The sequence below is a fragment of the Gordonia ajococcus genome (assembly GCF_012974285.1).
GTDB classification, from domain to species: domain Bacteria; phylum Actinomycetota; class Actinomycetes; order Mycobacteriales; family Mycobacteriaceae; genus Gordonia; species Gordonia amicalis.
Genome location: NZ_CP052884.1, coordinates 4,267,039 through 4,288,055, shown reverse-complemented (window position 1 = coordinate 4,288,055; position 21,017 = coordinate 4,267,039). Strand labels below are relative to the sequence as shown.

Annotated in this window: 16 protein-coding genes; 7 read left to right on the top strand and 9 right to left on the bottom strand. The window is 67.3% G+C overall.

Translation table 11 applies throughout. The features are described from left to right. Nucleotides 1-97: 97 nt before the first annotated feature. The 6 genes from GAA2_RS19350 to GAA2_RS19325 form a co-directional block, all read right to left on the bottom strand. Nucleotides 98-1,375, bottom strand: a complete 1,278-nt coding sequence (locus GAA2_RS19350) for a PucR family transcriptional regulator (protein ID WP_024499365.1) — start codon at nucleotides 1,373-1,375, stop codon at nucleotides 98-100. Continuing rightward, nucleotides 1,375-2,844, bottom strand: coding sequence for a phytoene desaturase family protein (locus GAA2_RS19345; RefSeq protein ID WP_024499364.1), 1,470 nt, complete (start codon nucleotides 2,842-2,844; stop codon nucleotides 1,375-1,377). The genes GAA2_RS19350 and GAA2_RS19345 overlap by 1 nt, the downstream gene beginning before the upstream one ends. After that, nucleotides 2,841-4,646 carry a DUF3556 domain-containing protein gene (locus GAA2_RS19340; protein WP_024499363.1) on the bottom strand — a complete coding sequence of 602 codons (1,806 nt, stop codon included), beginning with the start codon at nucleotides 4,644-4,646 and terminating at the stop codon, nucleotides 2,841-2,843. The genes GAA2_RS19345 and GAA2_RS19340 overlap by 4 nt, the downstream gene beginning before the upstream one ends. Nucleotides 4,647-4,777: 131 nt before the next feature. Beyond that, nucleotides 4,778-6,247 (bottom strand): class I adenylate-forming enzyme family protein, encoded by a 1,470-nt coding sequence (locus GAA2_RS19335; protein ID WP_191834519.1) that lies wholly within the window; start codon nucleotides 6,245-6,247, stop codon nucleotides 4,778-4,780. Nucleotides 6,248-6,378: 131 nt separating this feature from the next. Next, nucleotides 6,379-6,597, bottom strand: a complete 219-nt coding sequence (locus GAA2_RS19330) for a hypothetical protein (protein WP_191834518.1) — start codon at nucleotides 6,595-6,597, stop codon at nucleotides 6,379-6,381. Between the two features lie 212 nt (nucleotides 6,598-6,809). Then, a complete protein-coding gene (locus GAA2_RS19325; RefSeq protein ID WP_191834517.1) occupies nucleotides 6,810-8,393 on the bottom strand; it encodes a FadD3 family acyl-CoA ligase in 1,584 nt (527 codons plus the stop codon). Between the two features lie 42 nt (nucleotides 8,394-8,435). Here GAA2_RS19325 and GAA2_RS19320 point away from each other — a divergent pair, with 42 nt between their 5' ends. From GAA2_RS19320 to GAA2_RS19290, 7 genes are all read left to right on the top strand, one after another. Then, the gene (locus tag GAA2_RS19320; RefSeq protein ID WP_024499359.1) at nucleotides 8,436-9,695 is read left to right on the top strand and encodes an acyl-CoA dehydrogenase family protein; all 1,260 of its coding nucleotides are present in this window, start codon (nucleotides 8,436-8,438) and stop codon (nucleotides 9,693-9,695) included. A gap of 1 nt (nucleotide 9,696) precedes the next feature. Then, the gene (locus GAA2_RS19315; protein WP_024499358.1) at nucleotides 9,697-10,530 is read left to right on the top strand and encodes an SDR family oxidoreductase; all 834 of its coding nucleotides are present in this window, start codon (nucleotides 9,697-9,699) and stop codon (nucleotides 10,528-10,530) included. A 44-nt stretch (nucleotides 10,531-10,574) separates the two neighbouring features. Continuing rightward, nucleotides 10,575-11,732 (top strand): acetyl-CoA C-acetyltransferase, encoded by a 1,158-nt coding sequence (locus tag GAA2_RS19310; protein WP_024499357.1) that lies wholly within the window; start codon nucleotides 10,575-10,577, stop codon nucleotides 11,730-11,732. Between the two features lie 272 nt (nucleotides 11,733-12,004). Further along, nucleotides 12,005-13,534 carry an aldehyde dehydrogenase family protein gene (locus GAA2_RS19305; RefSeq protein WP_191834516.1) on the top strand — a complete coding sequence of 510 codons (1,530 nt, stop codon included), beginning with the start codon at nucleotides 12,005-12,007 and terminating at the stop codon, nucleotides 13,532-13,534. Nucleotides 13,535-13,637: 103 nt separating this feature from the next. Next, nucleotides 13,638-14,288 (top strand): TetR/AcrR family transcriptional regulator, encoded by a 651-nt coding sequence (locus tag GAA2_RS19300; RefSeq protein ID WP_006437744.1) that lies wholly within the window; start codon nucleotides 13,638-13,640, stop codon nucleotides 14,286-14,288. Between the two features lie 58 nt (nucleotides 14,289-14,346). Continuing rightward, the gene (locus GAA2_RS19295) at nucleotides 14,347-16,251 is read left to right on the top strand and encodes an ABC transporter ATP-binding protein (RefSeq protein ID WP_006437743.1); all 1,905 of its coding nucleotides are present in this window, start codon (nucleotides 14,347-14,349) and stop codon (nucleotides 16,249-16,251) included. Next, entirely contained in the window at nucleotides 16,248-17,984 is a 1,737-nt protein-coding gene (locus GAA2_RS19290) for an ABC transporter ATP-binding protein (protein WP_006437742.1), read from the top strand. The genes GAA2_RS19295 and GAA2_RS19290 overlap by 4 nt, the downstream gene beginning before the upstream one ends. Before the next feature lie 245 nt (nucleotides 17,985-18,229). Here GAA2_RS19290 and GAA2_RS19285 read toward each other — a convergent pair whose 3' ends face one another. Genes GAA2_RS19285 through GAA2_RS19275 form a run of 3 tightly spaced genes read right to left on the bottom strand, consistent with a single transcriptional unit; the run spans nucleotide 18,230 to nucleotide 21,017 of the window. Beyond that, entirely contained in the window at nucleotides 18,230-19,318 is a 1,089-nt protein-coding gene (locus GAA2_RS19285) for an NAD(P)H-dependent flavin oxidoreductase (RefSeq protein ID WP_006437741.1), read from the bottom strand. After that, on the bottom strand, nucleotides 19,315-20,127 hold the full coding sequence (locus GAA2_RS19280) for a CoA-transferase subunit beta (RefSeq protein ID WP_006437740.1): 813 nt from the start codon (nucleotides 20,125-20,127) through the stop codon (nucleotides 19,315-19,317). Before GAA2_RS19280 ends, GAA2_RS19285 begins: the two co-directional genes overlap by 4 nt. Further along, nucleotides 20,124-21,017: a CoA transferase subunit A gene (locus GAA2_RS19275; RefSeq protein WP_006437739.1), complete on the bottom strand. Its 894-nt coding sequence runs from the start codon at nucleotides 21,015-21,017 to the stop codon at nucleotides 20,124-20,126. The genes GAA2_RS19280 and GAA2_RS19275 overlap by 4 nt, the downstream gene beginning before the upstream one ends.

The following is a 21,017-nucleotide window of genomic DNA, read 5'->3' as shown; positions in this document are numbered from 1 at the left end:
CGGTGCTCTGTCGTGAGTCGTCGCCACCCGTCCATCCGACCACAGCGGCTTGCCGATCGCACGGGGTGGTCAGGCAGTCATGGGACCGGTCGCGCGCTCACAGCACCGCCGCACCGAGGACGTGTGCGGTGTGCAGGGCCAGTTCGGTGTCGAGGCGACGCTCGCCGATCGGGTGACCCAACTCCTCGACGACTCGTCCGAGCCGGTACTTCACGGTGTTGCGGTGCATGTTGAGGGCCTCGGCCGTCGCGACGTAGCTGTTGCCGCAGTCGAGGAACACCCGGGCGGTGTCGCGCAGTCGCTCGGCGGCCTCGGTGTCGGCGGCGAGCGGTCCGAGGACATCGCGCACCCAGCGTCGTGTGCCGGGCAGATCGCGAGCGAGCATCGCGATGATCGACATGCCGCCCGATCCGTGCCCCACCACTGTCATCGCCGGATTCGTCGACACCGCCGCCACATGCTTGACACTCTCGGCCTGCTGGTGACTCTCCCGGAATCCCTCGAGTCCGGGGGCCGGGGAGCCGAAGGCCATCCGTGCGCCCGGCACCACGGACAGCACCGGTCGGACCACCTCGGGATCGGCGTCGGCCACGGGATACCAGACCCACGCGGTGCTGCGGTCCACCGAGGTGAAAAGGGGTGCTCTGGAGCCGAGAGTGGTTGCGACGTCGTGCGCCAGGGACTCCAGCAGTGCGGTGTTGTCGGTGCCCGGGTTGGCCCGGTCGATCCACAGGGTGGCCGCGAGATGGGTGCGCGTCAACGGATAGCCGGTCCTGACGGTGAACTCGTCCGTACTCGTGAGGTCGCCCTGCAGCGCCCGCCGCACCATCGTCGACACCACGGTCGCGTTCTGTTCGACCGAGTACCGGCGGCCCTCCTCGTGTACATCGAGAACCACACGGGTGATCCAGTCGACGTACTTGTGTAGCCAGCCGGCGAAATGGTGCAGCACCCGCAGCCGCAGCTCGGGAGAGGTGTCGAGCTCTCTCACCTCCTCGAACACATTGGCCAGCAGGTCATCGGAACCGAAGTGGTAGGCCCGCCGCAGCGACGAGGCGGGGATGCCCCGCTGTCCCAACCGATCGGCATACTCGGTCGCTGCGGTGACCGGTGGCGCCTGATCGAGCGGGATGTTGTTGCGGATCATGTGCAGGATCGTCGCGATGTTGGCGGCGACGCTCGCTCGCAACAACTCGAGCAGGTCGGGGTCGTTGAGCTCCTCGAGGCCGTTCTCGATCGCCGTGGTCATCGACTCGCTCAGTTCATCGCTGCGCGCGGCGAGTCGCTCGCCGACGATGGTGGACAACCGGATGATCTCCGCCGCGTCGGGTGAATCGGGGGAGACCAGCCGGCGTCCGAGAGCGCCGTTGCTCATCAGGACGAACCCTGTTGGGTCGAAGCCTGTTGCGTCGAGGCCTGTGGGCCGCTACCGCGTTCGAGCTTCTTCAGGGCCGAGGTAGCGGCATGGAACCCGCACAGGCCGTGTGCACCCGCCCCCGGTGGCGTCGCCGCCGAACACAGGTAGACGCCCTCGACGCCGGTCGAGTAGGGGTCGAATGCCACTCGCGGACGAAAGATCAACTGGCGCGCGGAGTTGGCGCCGGTGGTGATGTCGCCACCCACGTAATTGGGGTTGGCGGTGGCGATCGTGGCGGTTGCGCGCACATGCGATGCGCGAATGCGCCGGGTGAAGCCGGGGGCGAATCGTTCTATCTGATCGACGACGAGTTGCCTTGCGTCACCGGCGAATCCGGCAGGTACATGGGCGTAGGCATCCACCGGGACGAGGTTGCCCGCTGCGCGGTCCGGATCGGCCAGATACTGCTGCCCGACCAAGAGGAAGGGTTTCGACGGCATCCGCCCCGACCAGGTGTCGCGTTCGGCGGCCACGACTTCGGAGGAACTCCCGGCGACATGGATGGTCCCGGCCCGACGTGCCGGTTCATAGCTCCACGGGATGCCGTCCTCGACGGCGAATGCCACCTGGAATGCCGCCGGCCCATGCCGGTATCGGCGGTAGGCACGCGCCACGCGCTCTGGCTGCTTGCCGGAGAGGATGCCGGCCGCCGCCTGTGGCGAGGTGTCGAGGAGGACGACGTCGGGGGAGTCGAGCTGGTCGAGTGAGGTGACGGTGGTGTCGGTGACCACCGTTCCGCCCAGCGATTCCAGGAGTGCGATCATCGCACGGCTGATCGTCGCCGACCCGCCGACCGCGACGGGCCATCCGTAGCGATGTGCGGCGGTGCCCAGGGCGACGCCGATCGCCGACGACAGCGGTGTGGTGAGTGGATGGAAGGCGTGCGCCGCCACTCCCGTCCACAGTGCCGCCGCCCGCTCGTCGCGCAGCCACCGGGCAACCCAGGTGGCCGGCAGAGCCGCCGGAATCCCGAACTGCGCCAGCGGGAACGGGTCCCGCGGTACGTGGAGCATGGGCTGGAGGAACTCCCCGGCGATACGATCGAACTTGCCGGTGATCGAGCCGAAGAGCTGCCGGTACCGACGGGCGGAGTCACCGAACTGGTCGGCGGTCTCGTCCACCGAGCGATAGGCCGCTGCACCGTCACCACCGTCGAGCGGGTGGGCGTACTGCACAGGCGGAGCGGCCCAGCGCAATCCGTGTGCAGCGAGGTCGAAGCGCCTGCTGAACGCGTTGTCCAGCGCGAGTGGGTGGAAGCCTGAACATTCGTCGTGCACCAGGCCGGGGACGGTGACCTCGGCCGACCTGGTTCCACCGCCGGGCACCGCCGCGGCCTCGAGGACGGTGACCTCGAGACCGGCGGCGGCGAGGGTGATGGCGGCAGCGAGTCCGTTGGGCCCGCTGCCGACCACTACTCCACGACTCATGCATTCACCCTAGACTGCTGCACGTACTGCGAACCGTCCGATGGCGCAACATATCCGGGGCGCGTCCAGGTGACGGTGTGCTTGATCGGCCCGTTGGGCAGCCACGGCAGTTCCTCGGTGGCGTCGGCGACCACATAGGTGCCGCGTTCCACCACGCCGATCGCCGCGTCGATCACCTTGTACTCGATGTAGTTGCGGTGGATCGGCTGGGACTCGGTCCAGGTCACGATCACCTCGCCAGGTGCGAAGTTGCAGCGTCGCTGCACCGCGGCGATGGTGTGCTCGTTGTGCAGGTGTGCGTCGCCGAACTGCCAGCCGATCAGGGTGGTGCACACGAACTCGGCCTCACGGACCACGTAGTTGTCGAGATCGTCGGTGTGGCGCATCATCAGCGAGATCAGCGCCCGCCCCTGGCTGTGCATGGTGCGCCAGGCCACCGCTTTCTGCATGAAGATCTCCGCAACCTCGTTGCCGAATGCCGCAGTGAGCTGGTCGATCTGGTTCAGGTTGGACTTGACGAGATGCTGGTTGAGCTTGTCCTCCACCTCACGTCCACGGAACGCCCAGGTCGCCGACGCCCAGTTGCCGGCGTACTGCCGCATCGACGGGAGGAAGGAGACGAGGTCCGGACGCAGGTTGCCCAGGATCGGGAAGAACGCGGCCATCACGATGGCGGCGATCAGCCAGCCGGTGCTCATGTCGGTGACCGCCCAGCCCTCACCGGCCGGGTGACCCCAGAAGAGGAACCACGCCGAGAAGATGAAGAAGATGTTCCACTCCAGCGGCACCGCCAGCGGGAAGGTGGAGATGATGAAGATGTGGAACCCGGTCATGCCGATCAGGGCGAGCAGCGTGAGCGTGGTGTTGGTCGAGAACAGCAGGATCAGCGGCAACGCGAGCTCGACGATGGTGCCCAGGATGTGGGCGATCGAGCTGGTGACCTTGGAGGCACGGATGTCCTCCGGGAAGTTGCGGTACAGCGATCGCTTCAGACGCCGTGAGGTGATCCACGGGGTGTTCGACACCATCGGCGCGACGACCAGGGTGAAGTGGCGGCCGAGCTTGGAGATGCCGGCACCGAACCAGCTCGCGAAGATGAAGATCTTGGCCGCGATGATCATGTCGACCACGGAGCCGGCCGAGGCGAAGATCAGGAGTGCGGCGAGGTACTGCTCCGAGCGGGCGGCCAGGAAGACCGTCTTGTCGCGCAGGCCCATGAGCACGATCAGCCCGATGTAGCTGAACATCGCCCACTGCGGGGGCAGGCCGGCCTCACTGCCGGGAACGCGGTCGGTGACCTGTCCCGGGAAGCAGACCAGGAACGCCAGATTCAGCAGGATGAGGCCGTAGACCGCCACGTCCCACAGTTGACGGGTGTCACCGGCGGTGAAGGGCACCTTGCCCGGCCATGGTGGAACACGAATCGTCTTGGGGCGCAACCAGTACAGGCAGCCGCCGATGAACGGCGAGAACTTGAACGCCAGCGGTCCCGACGACGAGGCGAGGCCCAGGACCTCGAACAGCGTGGTCCACGCCATCAGCTTCACGTAGACGATCGGCTCGGTCCACCACGAGCCGATCTCGCCGAAGCCGCCGAGCGCCGGGGTGGTCAGGCCGACCAGCAGCAGGCCGACAACCGTGAAGAAGATCAGTTTGTAGACGTAGAGCATGTGCAGCTTCTTGGGGCTGCCGAAGCCGTACTCGCACCAGTGGGTTGCGAGCAGGCGCATGCGTTCCATGAAGGGTAACGATCCGAACTTCGCCGGATCGACCGGCGGCATGTCGGCGGTGTTGAAACCCATTGTCGCTCTCTTTCTTGAAGGGATCGGGTTGACGGGGCTCTGCCCGGAGGTACGGGGGGGCCTTGCGGTGGGTAGGACCTACCGGCACGCCGGCGTGGTGCGGTGCCGGGGTGCGTTGGGGGCTCGGTCGGTCAGGTCACCGCGAGGCCGCGGCGCAGCGAGGGCTTGTCGATCTTGCCGACCGGATTCTTCGGCAGCTCGTCGAGGATGGTGACCTCGGCAGGCACCTTCACCCGGGTGAGGTGACCGGCGCAGTGCGCGATGACGTCGTCGGCGGTGAGTTGCGAGTCCGGGTACCGCACCACGTAGGCGACGGGTTCCTCTCCCAGCACCTCGTGCGGGCGACCGACCACCGCGCACTCGAGCACACCCGGCAGTTGCGCGATGCTGGACTCGATCTCCTTGGGGTACAGGTTTTCTCCGCCGCGAATGATCATGTCCTTGATGCGGTCGACGATCTGTAGGTAGCCGTCGGCGTCGAGGCGTCCGATGTCGCCGGTGTGCAGCCAGCCGTCACGGATGGTTTCGGCGGTGGCCTCGGGATTGTTCAGGTAGCCCGCCATCACGGTCGGTCCCGAGATGATGACCTCGCCGGTCTCGCCGGTGGGGACGTCGTGTCCGTCGGCGTCGACGATCCGGATCCGTTGTCCCGGAAGGGCCGGCCCGACGGTGCCGAGTTTGCGCACTCCGTCCACCGGGTTGCACGCCGACGCGCAGGTGCCCTCGGTCAGGCCGTAGCCCTCGACGAGGCGCAGACCGTAACGGGTTTGGCATGCGTCGAGCAGTTCTCGGCTCACCGGTGCGGCGCCGCAGATGGCGAAGCGGAGGGACGAGGTGTCGGGCCGCACCTCGGGGGGCATCGCGGTCAGCACCGCGAAGATCGTCGGCACGGCCGAGAAATAGGTGGGCCGAAGGGTTTCCACGTCGTCGAAGAAACGCGACGCCGAGAACCCCGTGCGGATGGTGAGACGGGCACCGGCGCGCAACGGGGCGAAGGTGGACACCATGAGTGCGTTCGCGTGGAACAGCGGCAGGATCAGCATGCAGTGGTCGTCGGCGGTCAGGCCGAAGTGCTCGGCCATCGTCGCACTCATCGCGTCGACGTTGGCATGGGTGACCTGCACGCCCTTGGGACGTCCGGTGGAGCCGCTGGTGTAGATCAGCAGTGCGGTGTCGGCGCCGGCGACCGGTGCGGGCGCGAGTGGACCCTGTTCGTCGGGGAGTTCGGTGGCCAGTTCGTCGACCGCCAGGCCGGCGACGCCCGAGGTGGGGGACGAACCGTCGACACTGATGATCAGCCGAGCACCGGAGTCGCTGACCTGATGGTCGGCTTCGGTGTCGGTGAATGCCGGGTTGATCGGCGTGGCGGCGGCGCCCAGGCGCCACGCGGCGGCGATCGCCACGACCAGCTCGACCCGGTTGGGGAGCTTGATCGCCAGCACGTCACCGCGGCCGAGTCCGAGTTCACGGAGTTGGGCGGCCAGCGCGGCGGATCGGGCGTCGAACTCGGTGAAGGAGAGCTCGGTGCGCTCGTCGGCGAGTGCGGGCGCAGATCCGTGCTGCTCGGCGAGGTGCCAGGGGAGGTACGCGAGGTCAGGCATCGATGCCCTTTCACGGTCGGTCGGTGTGTGATGACCGACACTAAGCCGCCCGCTGTGATCTATCCCACGTCCTCCCGCAACGAAGTTCCGACGGGGTGTTGGCCAAAATGCACAAACACGCCCCGGCCGTTTTATAGCTCGAAGCCGCGCTCAGCGCGGTTTCGAGCTATGGATCGGCGCACGAAACCGTCGATGTCGATGGCCACCTTCTGCTCGACGAACGCGAGGTCGACCACGTAGCCGCAGACCGGCGCATTGGCCGTCCATCCGGTGATGCCGCCGGACCGCAGCAGGGCGATCGCCTTGCGCTCGGCCTCCGACCGGGAGCCGTCGGTGATTGCAGCGATCATCTCGCGAGACCTGCGTGATCCGCGACGGCCGCTGTTGCGGATCTGAGCGTCGACGACCTCGGCCACCGTCGTGTGCTCGCGAAGCAACGCCGAGTCGAGAAACCGCGAACCGCCGTCGACGGCCGCGTCGAGGACGGTCAGTGCCCTCGTCGTGGTCTGGAGTCCGTCGATCTCGGTGAGGTCGGGCGGCGCGGGTTCGGGCTATGAGTCGGCTAGGTGAGGTTGCGCTTGAGGATCTTGCCCGAAGCGTTGCGCGGGAACTGGTCGACGAAGACCACCGACCGCGGGACCTTGAAATTCGCCAGGTGCTCTTTGGCGTAGTCGATGACTTTCGCCTCGTCGAGGTCGGCGTCCTCGCGAACGGTGAGGTATGCACGGCCCACCTCGCCGAGCCGGTCGTCGGGGACGCCGATGACGGCCGATTCGGTGACCCCGTCGAGGCGCGCGAGTGTCTGCTCGATCTCGGCGGGGTAGACGTTGAAGCCGCCGGAGATGTACATGTCCTTGAGCCGGTCGGTGATCGTGAGGTTGCCGCGCTCGTCGATGGTGCCGATGTCGCCGGTGTGCAGCCAGCCGTCGGCGTCGATGGTCTCGGCGGTGGCGTCGGGATCGTCGAGGTAGCCCACCATGACCATCTCGCCGCGGGCGAGGACCTCACCGAATTCGGAGAGCTTGATCTCCATGCCGGGAAAGGCGCGGCCGCAGGTGTTGGCGACGGTCTCGTCGTCGTCCTCGGGGGTGCAGGTCGAGACGAAGCCGCTGGCCTCGGTCAGGCCGTACGCGGTGATGACCGTCTCGACGCCGATGTCGTGCTGCAGACGTTCGACGAGCACCACCGGCACGATCGCCGCGCCGGTGATGACGATGCGCAGGGACGACAGGTCGTGGTCGGAACGTCTCGGGTCGTCGAGGATCGTCTGGAAGATGGTCGGTGCACCGGGGAAGACGGTGATGCGGTGTTCGGCCACCATCTGCATCGACTTCTCCGGCGAGTACACGGCCAGGGGCACCATCGTCACGCCGAACAGCACGCACGGCAGGATGCCGGCCTTGTATCCGAACGTGTGGAAGTACGGGTTGGCCATGAGATAACGGTCGTCGGGGGAGAGGGCCGCGTTGGCACCCCACCCGTGCGACCCGGTCATCGTCTGACGGTGAGTTGCCGACACTCCCTTGGACTTCCCGGTGGTGCCGGAGGTGAACAGGATGTCGCAGATGTCGTCTTCGGAGACGGCCGCCGCGCGACGGTCCGCCTCGTCGCGTGCATCCGGGGTTGCCCGGGACAGGAAGTCGTCCCAGTCCACGGCGCCGTCGGGTACGGCTTCGCCCGCCGAGAACGGCACCTGCACCACCAGATCCGGCATCGCGTCACGGTGCTTGTCGAGCAGTTCCGTGCAGTGGTCGGCGGCGAGGAACGGTCCCGACACGACGACGCCCTTCGCGCCGGAACGTTCGATGATCTCGATCGCCTCATTCGCGGTGTAGCGCGTGTTCAACGGCACGAGTGTCGCTCCGGCGCAGTGGATGCCGAGTGCGGCGATCGGCCAGTGGAAGCTGTTCGGTGACCAGAGGGCGACGCGATCGCCGGCCTCGATGCCCGAGGCCACGAGCGCCGCCGCGAAGTCGCGCGCCGCATCGCGCAGCTGTGACCAGGTCAGTTCGACGTGCGGTTGTGGCGAAAGGTGCCACTGGTCGTCGATGAGGGCGATACGGTCGGGCCAGCTGTGTGCGGCGTGTGCCAGCGCGGCCGGAGTCGTGATCGCGGAGAGTTTCCCGAGCTGGGACGTCTGCGCCATGGCCCCAACCTAGCACTTGCTTGGTGCGTTATGCTAGCTCGCATGACCTCGATCAATCTGGCCGATCGTGCCGTCGACCTGGGCGAATGGGCCAAGGCCACGCCGAACTCCGCCGAGGTGTTCGCCAAGGCGGTGCGCACCTGGCTGGAGGACAACCTCACCGGGACGTTCGACGGCCTCAAGGGGCGCGGCGGACCCGGCAGCGAGCACGAGTTCTTCGCCGAACGCCTCGAATGGGACCGTCACCTGGCTGCCAGCGGATGGACCTGCATCGGTTGGCCTCCCGAACATGGCGGTCGCGGGGCGACGCTGGAGCAGCGGATCATCTTCCACCGCGAGTACGCCCGCGCCAACGCGCCCGCCCGGGTGAACCATCTGGGCGAGGAGCTGCTCGGTCCGACGCTCATCGCGTACGGCACGGAGGAGCAGAAGAAGCGCTTCCTGCCGGGCATCGTCGACGTCACCGAGCTGTGGTCGCAGGGTTACTCCGAACCCGGCGCGGGCTCCGACCTCGCCGGGGTCTCGACGAATGCCCGTGTCGAGGACGGCAAGTGGATCATCAACGGCCAGAAGATCTGGACCTCGCTGGCGCATGTCGCGCAATGGGTGTTCGTGATAGCGCGGACGGAGAAGGGGTCGACACGACATGCAGGTCTGAGCTTCCTCCTGGTCCCGCTCGACCAGCCCGGCGTCACCGTGCGGCCGATCCAACAACTCACCGGCACATCGGAATTCAACGAGGTCTTCTTCGACGACGCGGTGACCGACGCGGACCTGATCGTCGGCGAACCGGGTGACGGCTGGAAGGTCGCCATGGGTCTGTTGCAGTTCGAGCGCGGGGTGTCCACGCTGGGCCAGCAGGTCGGGTTCGCACGTGAGCTCGAGAAGCTGACCGAGGTCGCGCGCACGAACGGCGCGGTCGACGACCCCGAACTGGCATCGAGGCTCGCGCGCGCCGACATCGGGCTCAAAGTCATGCGGGCACACGCCCAACGGACCCTCGACGGCGACGTGACCAGTCAGGCCGGAGCCGCGTCGGTGTCGAAGCTGTTGTGGGCCAACTGGCATCGCGATCTCGGCGAACTCGCCATGGACGTCGTCGGGGCGCCGGCACTGATCGGTCCCGACGCGACCGCCGAGGGACAGCCCAACGACATCACCGATCCCGAACACGTCGAACTCGACGAATGGCAACGGCTCTACCTCTTCACCCGCGCCGACACCATCTACGGCGGCTCGAACGAGGTGCAGCGCAACATCATCGCCGAGCGTGTGCTCGGCCTTCCCCGAGAGGCACGCTGACATGACCCAGACTGATGTGACGGAGAACGGCGCACGGGCGATCTCGCCGCTGGCCGTCCCGCCCGCCGAGACCCCCGGTCACAATCTGCTGCTCGGTAAGAAGGTCGTGATCACCGCAGCCGCCGGCACCGGAATCGGATTCGCATCGGCCCGTCGGGCACTCCTCGAAGGTGCGGACGTCCTCGTCAGCGACTGGCACGAACGCCGCCTCGGTGAGGCCGCCGAGAAGCTCGCGGTCGAATTCCCCGAACGGACGGTCGCCCAGCGCACCTGCAACGTCCAGGTCACCGCCGATGTCGACGCCCTGATCGCCGACGCCGCAACCGAACTCGGACGCATCGACGTACTGGTCAACAACGCCGGACTCGGCGGGGAGACGCCGGTCGCCGATATGACCGACGAAGAGTGGGACCGTGTCCTCGACATCACGCTCAACGGCACCTTCCGCGCCACCCGAGCCGCACTGCGCTACTTCGGATCGGTCGAGCACAACGGCGTCATCGTCAACAACGCCTCGGTCCTCGGCTGGCGCGCCCAACGCGGACAGGCGCACTACGCCGCGGCGAAGGCCGGCGTCATGGCGTTGACCCGTTGCTCGGCACTCGAAGCCGCCGACGTGGGAGTGCGGATCAATGCGATCGCGCCGTCGATCGCCAAGCACCCGTTCCTCGCGAAGGTCACCAGCGACGACCTTCTCGACGAACTGGCCTCGAAGGAGGCCTACGGCCGTGCCGCAGAGGTATGGGAGGTCGCCGCGACCGTCGCCATGCTCGCCAGCGACTACACCACCTACCTCACCGGCGAGGTCATCTCGATCTCCAGCCAGCGAGCCTGAACCCGGTTGCCCTCCAGCACCGCCCACCCAAAGGAGTACCGCCCATGACCACGCCGCAGGCCTACATCGTCGACGCCATCCGCACCCCCGTCGGCAAACGCAACGGCTCGCTCGCCAAGGTCCACCCCGCCGACCTCGGCGCGCACATCATCTCCGCACTCGTCGAGCGGACCGGCATCGACCCCAACGTCGTCGACGACGTCGTGTTCGGCTGCGTCGACGCCATCGGCCCCCAGGCCGGCAACATCGCCCGCACCGCATGGCTGGCCGCGGGTCTGCCGCTCGACATTCCCGGCACGACCGTCGACCGGCAATGTGGATCGAGCCAGCAGGCCATCCACTTCGCCGCGCAGGGCGTCATGAGCGGTACCCAGGACGTCGTCGTCGCCGGCGGCGTGCAGAACATGAGCGCGATCCCGATCTCCCAGGCCATGATCGCCGGCCAGGAGTTCGGATTCACCACGCCCACCGCAGAATCCGCCGGATGGCGGGAGCGCTTCGGCGACACCGAGATCTCGCAGTTCGTCGGCGCGGGCATGATGGCCGAGAAGTGGGACATCAGCCGCGAGGACATGGAGCACTGGGCCCTGCAGTCCCACGAGCGCGCCCGCGCGGCCATCGCCGCCGGCCGATTCGACAACGAGAACGTCCCGCTCGGCGACTGCGTCGTCGACGAGTGCCCGCGTGAGACCTCGCTGGAGAAGATGGCCGGACTGCAGCCGCTCGCCGAAGGGTCGCGCCTGACCGCGGCCGTCGCCTCCCAGATCTGCGACGGCTCGTCGGCCACCCTCGTCGTCTCCGAACGCGCGCTCAAAGCGCACAACCTCACCCCGCGCGCCCGCATCCACCACATGTCCGTCCGCGGCGACGACCCGGTGATGATGCTGTCCGCGCCCATCCCCGCCACCAAGTACGCACTCGGCAAGGCCGGCCTGTCCATCGACGACATCGACGTCGTCGAGATCAACGAGGCCTTCGCGCCGGTCGTGCTCGCCTGGCTGAAGGAGACCGGCGCCGACCCCGCGAAGGTCAACCCCAACGGCGGTGCCATCGCACTCGGACACCCGCTCGGTGCCACCGGCGCCAAGCTGTTCGCCACCCTCCTCAACGAACTCGAACGCACCGGCGGCCGCTACGGCCTCCAGACGATGTGTGAGGGCGGCGGGACCGCCAACGTCACGATCATCGAAAGGCTCAGCTGAGGAGGGGCGGTCAGCCGCGGGTGTGAGGGCGGCGGGACCGCCAACGTCACGATCATCGAGCGCCTGAGCTGACCACCCGCAAGGCCGAGACCTCCCCGAAGATCCCCCGGGCGAGGTCTCGACCTTTCGGCGTGCCGGTCGTACCATTCTGACAACGGACGTACCCACATCCTGGTGTGATCTGGCGCATACTATGGTGTGGGACAAGCGGACTCTTTTGTTCCAAACGCCGCACGTCCGACCTGCAGCACGAACTACCTGAGGGGATCTCGATGACCAAGCCTGCTGAGCACACCAGCACCGGGGCGACGACCGCGAAGCGTGGCGTCTCCTCGGAAGAGCACACACTGACCGAGCTGGTCGAGATCCAGCGGGCCGCGTTTATGCGTGACGGCATCCCCGACGCCGACACCCGCATCGACCGCATCACCCGACTGGCCGCGCTGCTGCTCGACCACTCTGACGAGATCGCTGCCGCGCTGACCGAGGACTACGGCTCACGTCCACGCGAGCTGTCGCTGGCCGCCGACGTCGCGGGCTGCATGATCGACCTCACGCACCAGCGTCGTGGCGTCAAGGAGTGGATGGGTGAGACCAAGTACGCCAAGGTCCAGGGGCTCCTGGGCTACAAGCAGAGCGTGCGCCACGACCCGCTCGGCGTCGTCGGCATCATGGGACCCTGGAATTTCCCGCTGCAGCTGACGATCGTTCCGGCCGGCTCGGCGTTCGCCGCGGGTAACCGCGTGCTGATGCGCCCGTCGTCGATCACCGCGAAGACCACGGACGTTCTCGCCAAGTACGCACCCGACTACTTCTCCATCGAAGAGCTGGCCATCGTCACCTCGAAGCACGGGTCGGGCTCGGACTTCGCGAAGCTCAAGGTCGATCACATGTTCTTCACCGGCTCGCCCGAGGTCGGCGCCTCGGTGGCCCAGGAGGCCGCCAAGAACCTGATCCCGGTCACCCTGGAGCTGGGCGGCAAGAACCCGGCCGTCGTCGACCTCGACGCCGACATCGACAAGGCCGCCAACATGCTCGCCGATGCCCGCCTGGTCAACGGCGGCCAGGTGTGCCTGTGCCCCGACTACGTCTTCGTCCCGGAGGCCAAGCTCGGCGAGTTCACCGACAAGGTGGTCGCGCGCTGGACCGAGCACTTCCCGACGATCTACGACAACGACCAGTACACCGCGACGATCAACCAGAAGAACTTCGACCGCATCGTGGGCCTCATCGACGACGCCGTCGCGCTCGGTGCCACCAAGCGCCAGGTCATCCCCGGCGGTGAGCCGCTGCCGAACGCCGAGCGTCGCAAGATCCCGCCGACGCTCCTGACCGGCGTCAAGGCCGGCATGAAGATCGAGGAGGACGAGGTCTTCGGTCCGGTACTGACCGTGTACCCGTACCGCGAGCTGTCCGAGGTCATCAGCCACATCTCGTCGCATCCGCACCCGCTGACCATGTACTGGTGCGGCGATCGCAACGACCGCTTCGAGAAGCTGGCCGACAACACCCGCAGCGGCTCGATCAACGGCAACGATTTCGCCATCCACCTGTTCAGCGGCGAGCTGCCGTTCGGTGGCGTCGGTCGCTCCGGCATGGGCGGCTACCACGGCCGGACCGGCTTCGAGACCCTCAGCCACGCCCGCGCGGTCGCGTTCTCGACGCTGCCGCTGACGGTGGCCGAGATGATGTCGCCGCCGTTCGTGGCCAAGGACACGAAGATGACCGATCAGCAGCTCAAGCTGTTCAAGTTCTTCAACACTCGCGCCATGAAAAAGGTGCGCAAGCGCCTCGGCGCCTGACACGGGTGCGCATGATCTGCGCGTAGGACGCTTGGCCGGGTTCGTCGGATAACGTACCCGGCCAAGCGCTTGCTAGGGTGATGGGCAGACTCCAGGAGGATGCGTGTCACCACGTGGTCAGACCAAGACCGATGACAAAGGCGGGACCGACGCAAAAGCCGGCGCCGATACCGTCGTCCGTTCGTCGCGCCGTGACGAGTTGCTCGCCACCGCCGGGCGGATGTTCGCCGAGAACGGCCTGCGTTCGACGACGGTGCGCGACATCGCCGATGCCGCGGGAATCCTGTCGGGCAGTCTCTACCATCATTTCGACTCCAAGGAGTCGATGGTCGACGAGATCCTGCGCCGGTTCCTCGACGACCTGTTCGCCCGGTACCGCCAGATCGCCTCGGCGGGACTCTCGGCGACCGAGACGCTCCGCGGGCTCGTCGTGGCCTCCTTCGAGTCGATCGACGCCGAACGCAATGCGGTCGCGATCTACCAGGACGAGGCCAAGCGGCTGTCGGGGCAGGAGCGGTTCGGCTACATCTCGGAGCTGAACGTCGAGTTCCGCCAACTGTGGCATGCGGTGCTGCAGCGGGGCGTCGACGACGGTGAATTCCGTCCGGATCTCGATGTCGAACTGGTGTACCGCTTCATGCGCGACACCGTGTGGGTGGCCGTGCGCTGGTACCGGCCGGGCGGCCCGATGACGGTGGAGTCGATCGCCGATCAATACCTGTCGATCGTCCTCGACGGCATCCTGCCCCGCTGAGAGCGGCGAGAGTTAGGGTACCTTTCCTTAACTCGTCGGCGGCCGCTAAGGTGCGCCTATGACAACTGGCGGAACCGAAGTGGCCGCACCTGCACCGACCCGGGTCCCGGAGGAGACGCCCGACGACCCGAAGGCTGCCCGGAACAGGGCTCGGGCGGAGGCCAAGGCCAAGTCGGCGGCTCTCGCCGACGTGCTGGCACCGGTGAAGACGCGGACCGTTCTCGCGCAATTCGTCCAGATCTTCGCCTCGGCCGCGACCGTGGTGCCGTTCATCGGCATCGTCGAGCTCGGGCGCACACTTCTGGCACCGGGCCCGACCGACACCGGCCGGGTCTGGCTGGTGGTGTGGCTCGTCGTGGGCGGTCTCGCGGCGCGCGCCCTGTTCGCCTTCCTGGCGCTGGCGATCACCCACTTCGCCGACCTCGACCTCCAGGCACAACTCCGAATCCGCATCGCCGACAAGCTCGGTCGGCTCCCGCTCGGCTGGTTCAGTCGTACCAGTTCGGGTGCGGTGCGCAAGTCGGTGCAGAACGACGTCGCCGACCTGCACTATCTGGTCGCCCACGCGCAGGTGGAGGCGACTGCCGCGGTGCTGTCGCCGATCTTCGCGCTGATCTACTGCTTCGTCCTCGACTGGCGCCTCGGTCTGCTGGCCATCGCCACCGTGCCGCTGTACGCCCTGACCTACTCCTACATGGCGCGTGACCTGACCGCCGAGATGGAGAAGATGGACAAAGGTGTCGCCCGCATCAGCGCGACCATCGTCGAGTTCATCGCCGGTGTCGCCGTGGTCAAGACGTTCGGGCAGACCGGAAAAGCCCACCGCCGCTTCATCGATGCCGCCGACGAGTTCAACGACGACTTCGCCGGGTACATGGGCCCGATGCTCCGCGTCCAGGCCATCACCACGGTCCTGATCTCCGCCCCGCTGATCCTGCTGGTCAACCTCGGCGTCGGCTACTGGTTCGTCGACCAGGGCTGGGTGTCGCCGATCGAACTCGTCGGTTCGACGCTGATCGCGATGGTGCTGCCGACGGCGCTCCTGACGGTGTCCACCGCGGTCCACACCCGCCAACAGGCGTCGGCCGCGGCGCTGCGCATCGCGGATCTGCTCGCCGAACCCGAGCTGACGGTCCCCGAGAACCCGCAGGTCCCCGCCGGACACGACGTGCGAATCGAGAACGTGCACTTCACCTATCCGCCGCGACTGGGTGTGCCCGCCGGGGTCAAGGCACTCGACGGCGTCAGCGTCGAACTCGCCGAGGGCACCGTGACCGCGCTGGTCGGACCGTCGGGAAGCGGTAAGTCGACCCTGGCGACACTGTTGCCGCGATTCGGCGATCCCGATTCCGGGTCGGTGCGCATCGGCGGGGTCGACGTCCGCGACATCGCCCCGACCGAGCTCTATCGACACGTCGGATTCGTGCTGCAGGACGTGCAGCTGCTGACGATGTCGGTGCGGGACAACATCCGTCTCGGCCGGCCCGGCGCCTCCGAGGAGCAGGTCCACGACGCCGCGCGTGCGGCCCGGATCCACGAGCGCATCCTGGAACTGCCCGACGGATACGACACCGTCGTCGGCGACGGCGCACACTTCTCCGGTGGTGAGGCGCAACGGGTCTCGATCGCCCGCGCCCTGCTCGCGGACACCCCGATCCTGGTGCTCGACGAGGCGACCGCCTTCGCCGACCCGGAATCGGAAGCCCAGATCCAGCAGGCCATCGGCGCACTGATGGTCGGCCGGACGGTCCTCGTCATCGCGCACCGGCTGGGCTCGATCACCCACGCCGACAACATCGTCGTGCTCGATCGCGGCCGGGTCGTCGAACAGGGACGTCAGGACGAGCTGGTCGCCAACGGTGGTCTGTACGCGTCGATGTGGGCGAGCTACGAGGCCGGCACCACCCGGCAGGACGAGAAGATCGCGCTCGGCGCGGTCGAGAGTGGCGAGGTGGCACGATGATCCGCGGTTTCTACACGATTCTGGGTTCCGAGCGTGCCCGCATGGTCGTCTTCCTGAGCTGGGTCGTCCTGTACGGCGTCGCCCAGGGCCTCGCGATGCTCACACTCGTCCCGATCACCGAGAACCTGCTGACCGGCGACCTCTCCGGCGCGGCGAAGTGGTTGTGGCCGTTGGCCGTCCTGGTGCTGATCTGTGCCGTGAGCGCTTACATCCAGTCGCTCAAGGGCATGACGATGGCCCTGTACGCGATGCGCATGCTGCATCACCGGCTCGGCGACCACATGGTCACGCTGCCACTCGGCTGGTTCACCCGCGAACGCATCGGCGACGTCTCGCAGATCGCCGTCAAGGGAACGATGTTCGTGGGCAGCACCGGCGCGCACTACATCACGCCGGTCGTCGTGAACACGGTCAGCTCGGTGGTCGTCGTGTTGGGAATCTGCGTCTTCGACTGGCGGATCGGCCTGCTGATGGTCGCCGGGACGCTGGTCCTCATGTACGTCGGCAAGCTGTCCAGCCGGTTCCTGGCGAAGGCCGAGCGCCGCAAGCGGGCCGAGGCCGTGAAGGTCAACAACCGTGTACTGGAGTACGCGCGATGCCAGGCCGTGTTGCGTGCCTTCGGCGCGGCCGACTCCGCACACGCACCGCTGGCCGATGCGCTCGGACAGCAGGCGCGGGTGGGCAAGTCGATGCTCTGGCGCTCCATCCTCGGCATCCTGCTCAACGGGCTCTCGGTCCAGGTCGTGTTCAGCGCGGTCCTCGCGCTCGGCGCCTGGCTCGCGGTGTCCGGTCACATCGAACCGGCCCTGCTCGTCGCGGTGTTCGGTCTCGCGGCCCGCTTCTTCGGCCCGATCGGCGAACTCGCCGAACTCGGTTCGACGCTGCGCATGTCGACCGACGAGATCAACCGCATCACCGGTGTCCTCGACACCGACCGGATGCCCGCCCCCGACCAGCCGCAACCGATCACGGAGCCGGGTTCGGTCGAACTGTCGCAGGTCGCTTTCGGTTACGAGAACGGCACCCCGGTGCTCCGAGATGTGTCGTTGCGCGCGCAGCCCGGCACGATGACCGCGCTCGTCGGCCCGTCGGGCTCGGGCAAGTCGACGATCTTCCGTCTGATCGCCCGGTTCTACGACGTCGACGGCGGTTCGGTGAAGGTCGGCGGTGTCGACGTCCGCGACCAGGAGACCGGCGCGCTGATGGGCCAGCTGTCGCAGGTCTTCCAGGACGTCTATCTGTTCGACGACACACTGTGGGAGAACATCAAACTCGGCCGCCCCGATGCCTCCGACGCCGAGATCCGCGCGGCCGCCGAGACCGCCGGTGTCACGTCCATCGTCGAGCGTCTGTCCGACGGGTGGGACACCGTCGTCGGCGAAGGCGGATCTGCGCTCTCCGGGGGTGAGCGGCAACGTGTTTCGATCGCTCGCGCGCTCCTCAAGGACGCCCCGATCGTGCTCTTCGACGAGGCGACCTCCGCTCTCGACCCGGAGAACGAATCGCACGTCGCCGAATCCATCCGTCGCCTCGCCGACCGCAGCACCGTGCTCGTCATCGCGCACAAGTTGTCGACCGTGATCGCCGCCGACCAGATCGTCGTCCTCGACGACCGGGGCGGCGTCGACGACATCGGTACGCATGACGAACTGCTCAGCCGCGGTGGCCGTTACACCGAGTTCTGGAACCAGCGCACCGCAGCCGCGGGCTGGACGCTCACGCCGTCGTCGTGACAACCACAGCTGCCTGAGGTGTGAGGAGCGTAAGCGACCCACTGCTGCCTGAGGTGCGAGGAGCGTAAGCGACCCACTGCTGCCTGAGGTGCGAGGAGCGTAAGCGACCCACTGCTGCCTGAGGTGCGAGGAGCGCTAGCGACGAGCCTCGAAGGCCTGGTGAGATGACGTCACCGGCCCTTCGAGGTTCGCTTCGCTCGCACCTCAGGGAGCAGGGGCGTGGGCAGAGGTAGCGATTCTCTCCGCTACCCCAGCGAACCGAGAGTCTTCAACCGTTCGTGCGCCTGGTGCATGATCGACTGGATCAGCTCGTCGCAGCTCGGCAGGTCATCGATCATACCGACGACCTGCCCCGACGCGAGAACACCGGCGCGGGTGTCACCCTCGACGAGCCCGGCCTTCAGCAGCATCGGGGTGTTGCCGGCCATGATGACCTGCTGCCAGGTCCGTTCACCCGACTTCTTCATCGTGCGACCGTCTTTGAGCATGGTGGTCCAGCGCATGCCGGTCATCTGTTTGAACTCGTTGGCATTTCGGGCCGCGGCGAACAGCGCCCGCACCGGACTGCCGCTTTCCAGTGCCTCGACGAGCGGGGTACGCAGCACGCGGTGGGGCATGCCGTCGACCTTCACCGACACGACGGTGTCGTTGAGGCCGCGCTGCAGGTACTCCTGCTTGACCGAGTCGGGGACCGCGCTGTCGGAGGTCAGCAGGAACCGGGTTCCCATCGCGACGCCCTGGGCGCCGTAGGCGAGCGCCGCGGCGAGTCCGCGACCGTCGAAGAAGCCACCCGCAGCGACCACCGGCATGTCGATGTTCTTCGCGGACAGCGCATCCAGGACGGACGGCAGCAGCAGGGTGGTGGCGACCGGACCGGTGTGACCGCCGCCCTCGCCACCCTGAACGATGACCGCATCGGCGCCCCAGGAGGCGACCTTCACCGCGTGTTTCGCTGCGCCGATCGACGGGATCACGACGATGCCGTGGTCCTTGAGCTTCGCGATCAGCTCGGGCTTCGGCGCGAGCGCGAACGACGCGACCTTGACGCCCTCGCGGATCAGCAGATCGATCCGTTCCGGGGCGTCGGTGGCGTCGGCGCGCATGTTCACGCCGAACGGCTTGGTGGTCAACGACTTCGTCTTGGCGATCGCGGCCTCGAGTTCGGCGAAGGTCATCGTCGCCGACGCCAGGATGCCGAGACCGCCGGCATTCGACGTCGCCGAGGTCAGCGACGGCCCGGAAACCCAGCCCATTCCCGTCTGCACGATCGGGTACTCGACCCCGACCAGCTCGGTGAACGACGTGGACAGGCCGGCCGCCCGCGCCGGACTCATCGGACTTCCTTGTTGCGAACACCCTTGGGATCGAGGACGTCTCGGATCAGGCCGAGTTCCTCGGCGGTGGGCTGCCGGGTCTCCGGAGCGTCGGCGAGACCCTCGATCTCGAAGCCGGTGTTCTCCGCGACCTCGTCGGCGGTGACCCCCGGATGCAACGACAGTGCCCGCATCGTGTGACCCGCCCCGCCGAAGTCGAAGACACCGAGGTTGGTGACGACTCGATGGATGTTCAGGTCGTCGTATGCCGGGTTGTCCGGGTCGACCTTGTCGTATCCGATGCCGGACACGATGTCGACGGTCTCCCCGAAGACGCGTGCCGTGTGACGCGGCACCCAGTAGCTCGTCGGGTGGTTGATGGTGTTGCCGGGTGCGCCGCGGACACCGAACATCTGCCGCGTCGGGTGCTGCAGCGGGCCGAACGCCGACAGGTTCTGGTTCCCGTGACGATCGATCTGGTTGGCGCCCATGACCACATGACGACGGCCCGACGCCACGACGTCGAACACCTTGCGGAACGGCATCCAGCCCTCGATGGGGCCGGTCTTGCCGATCGGCGGTGTGTCGGCGAGGATCAGCGCCTCGCCGTCGGTGATCAGCAGGTCGGGTTCGGTGGTGAGGCGTGCCAGGCGAGCGCCCAGCAGGGGGACGGGCGCCATCGGCGACGCCATGATCTCGCCGGCACCGGCGAAGATGCCGGCGCATGAGATGACGCAGTACTCGGCGCGCGTGACTTCGACAGGCTCAGCCAGCGGGGAGGAAGGCTCAGCCGGCGGGATATTCGTTGCCTGTGTCTCTGCGGTGCTCACTGTGCGTTCTCCTCCTGCTCGGCCTGCCATGCGGTCACCTCTCGCTGGTAGGTCGCCTCGTCGACCTGAAGGAATCGGCGCGAGAACGCTTCCCAGGTGTCGGGTTCCTTGGCGCTGGCGACGTAGAACTGCTGGAACTTCTCGTCCCGCCCGTACTCGCCGGCAAAGGTGAAGTGCGCGCCGTTGGGGGCGTGCACCACGCGGTCGACGTTCATCCGGTTCAGCAGGAGTCGCTGATGCGGAACGGTTTTCACCAGTACCTCGTTCGAGACGAGCTGATCGGTCTCCAGGTAGCGGCGCTCGGCGGCCGCGCAGTAGAGGTCGTCGAAGTACGGGTCCACGCCGGTGTAGGCGGCGTTGCCGTGGGCGTCGGCCAGATCCAGGTGGACGAAAGCGGCGTCGAGCTTGAGCGCCGGCATCGCGACCAGCGTCTGGGTCCGTCCGTCGGCGTCCGGATACGGGGATTCGACGGTTTTCAGTTCGCCCTCCCAGAAGTTCAGGACGTCGGAACCGAGTCCGGCGCGGATCGGGAGGAACGGCAGCCGTGCGGCCGCGGCCTCCAGGCCGCACTTGACCATGCCCTCGTCCATCTCGCGCACCTCGATCTCGCCGTTGGTGCGCGCCTTCGCGAACCACGGGTCGTAGAACGGGGCGGAGTCGAGCGACACGAAGCCGTAGTATGCGCGACGCACCTTGCCTGCGGCGCAGAGCAACCCGAGGTCGGGGCCGCCGTAGGTCACGACGGTGAGGTCCTTGACGTCCGAGCGGGCGATCGCGCGCACGAGCGCCATCGGCTTGCGGCGCGAACCCCAGCCGCCGATCCCGATGGTCATCCCGTCGCGGAGCTCCGCGACGACGTCGTCGAGAGTGCTTGTCTTGTCGGTCGGCAT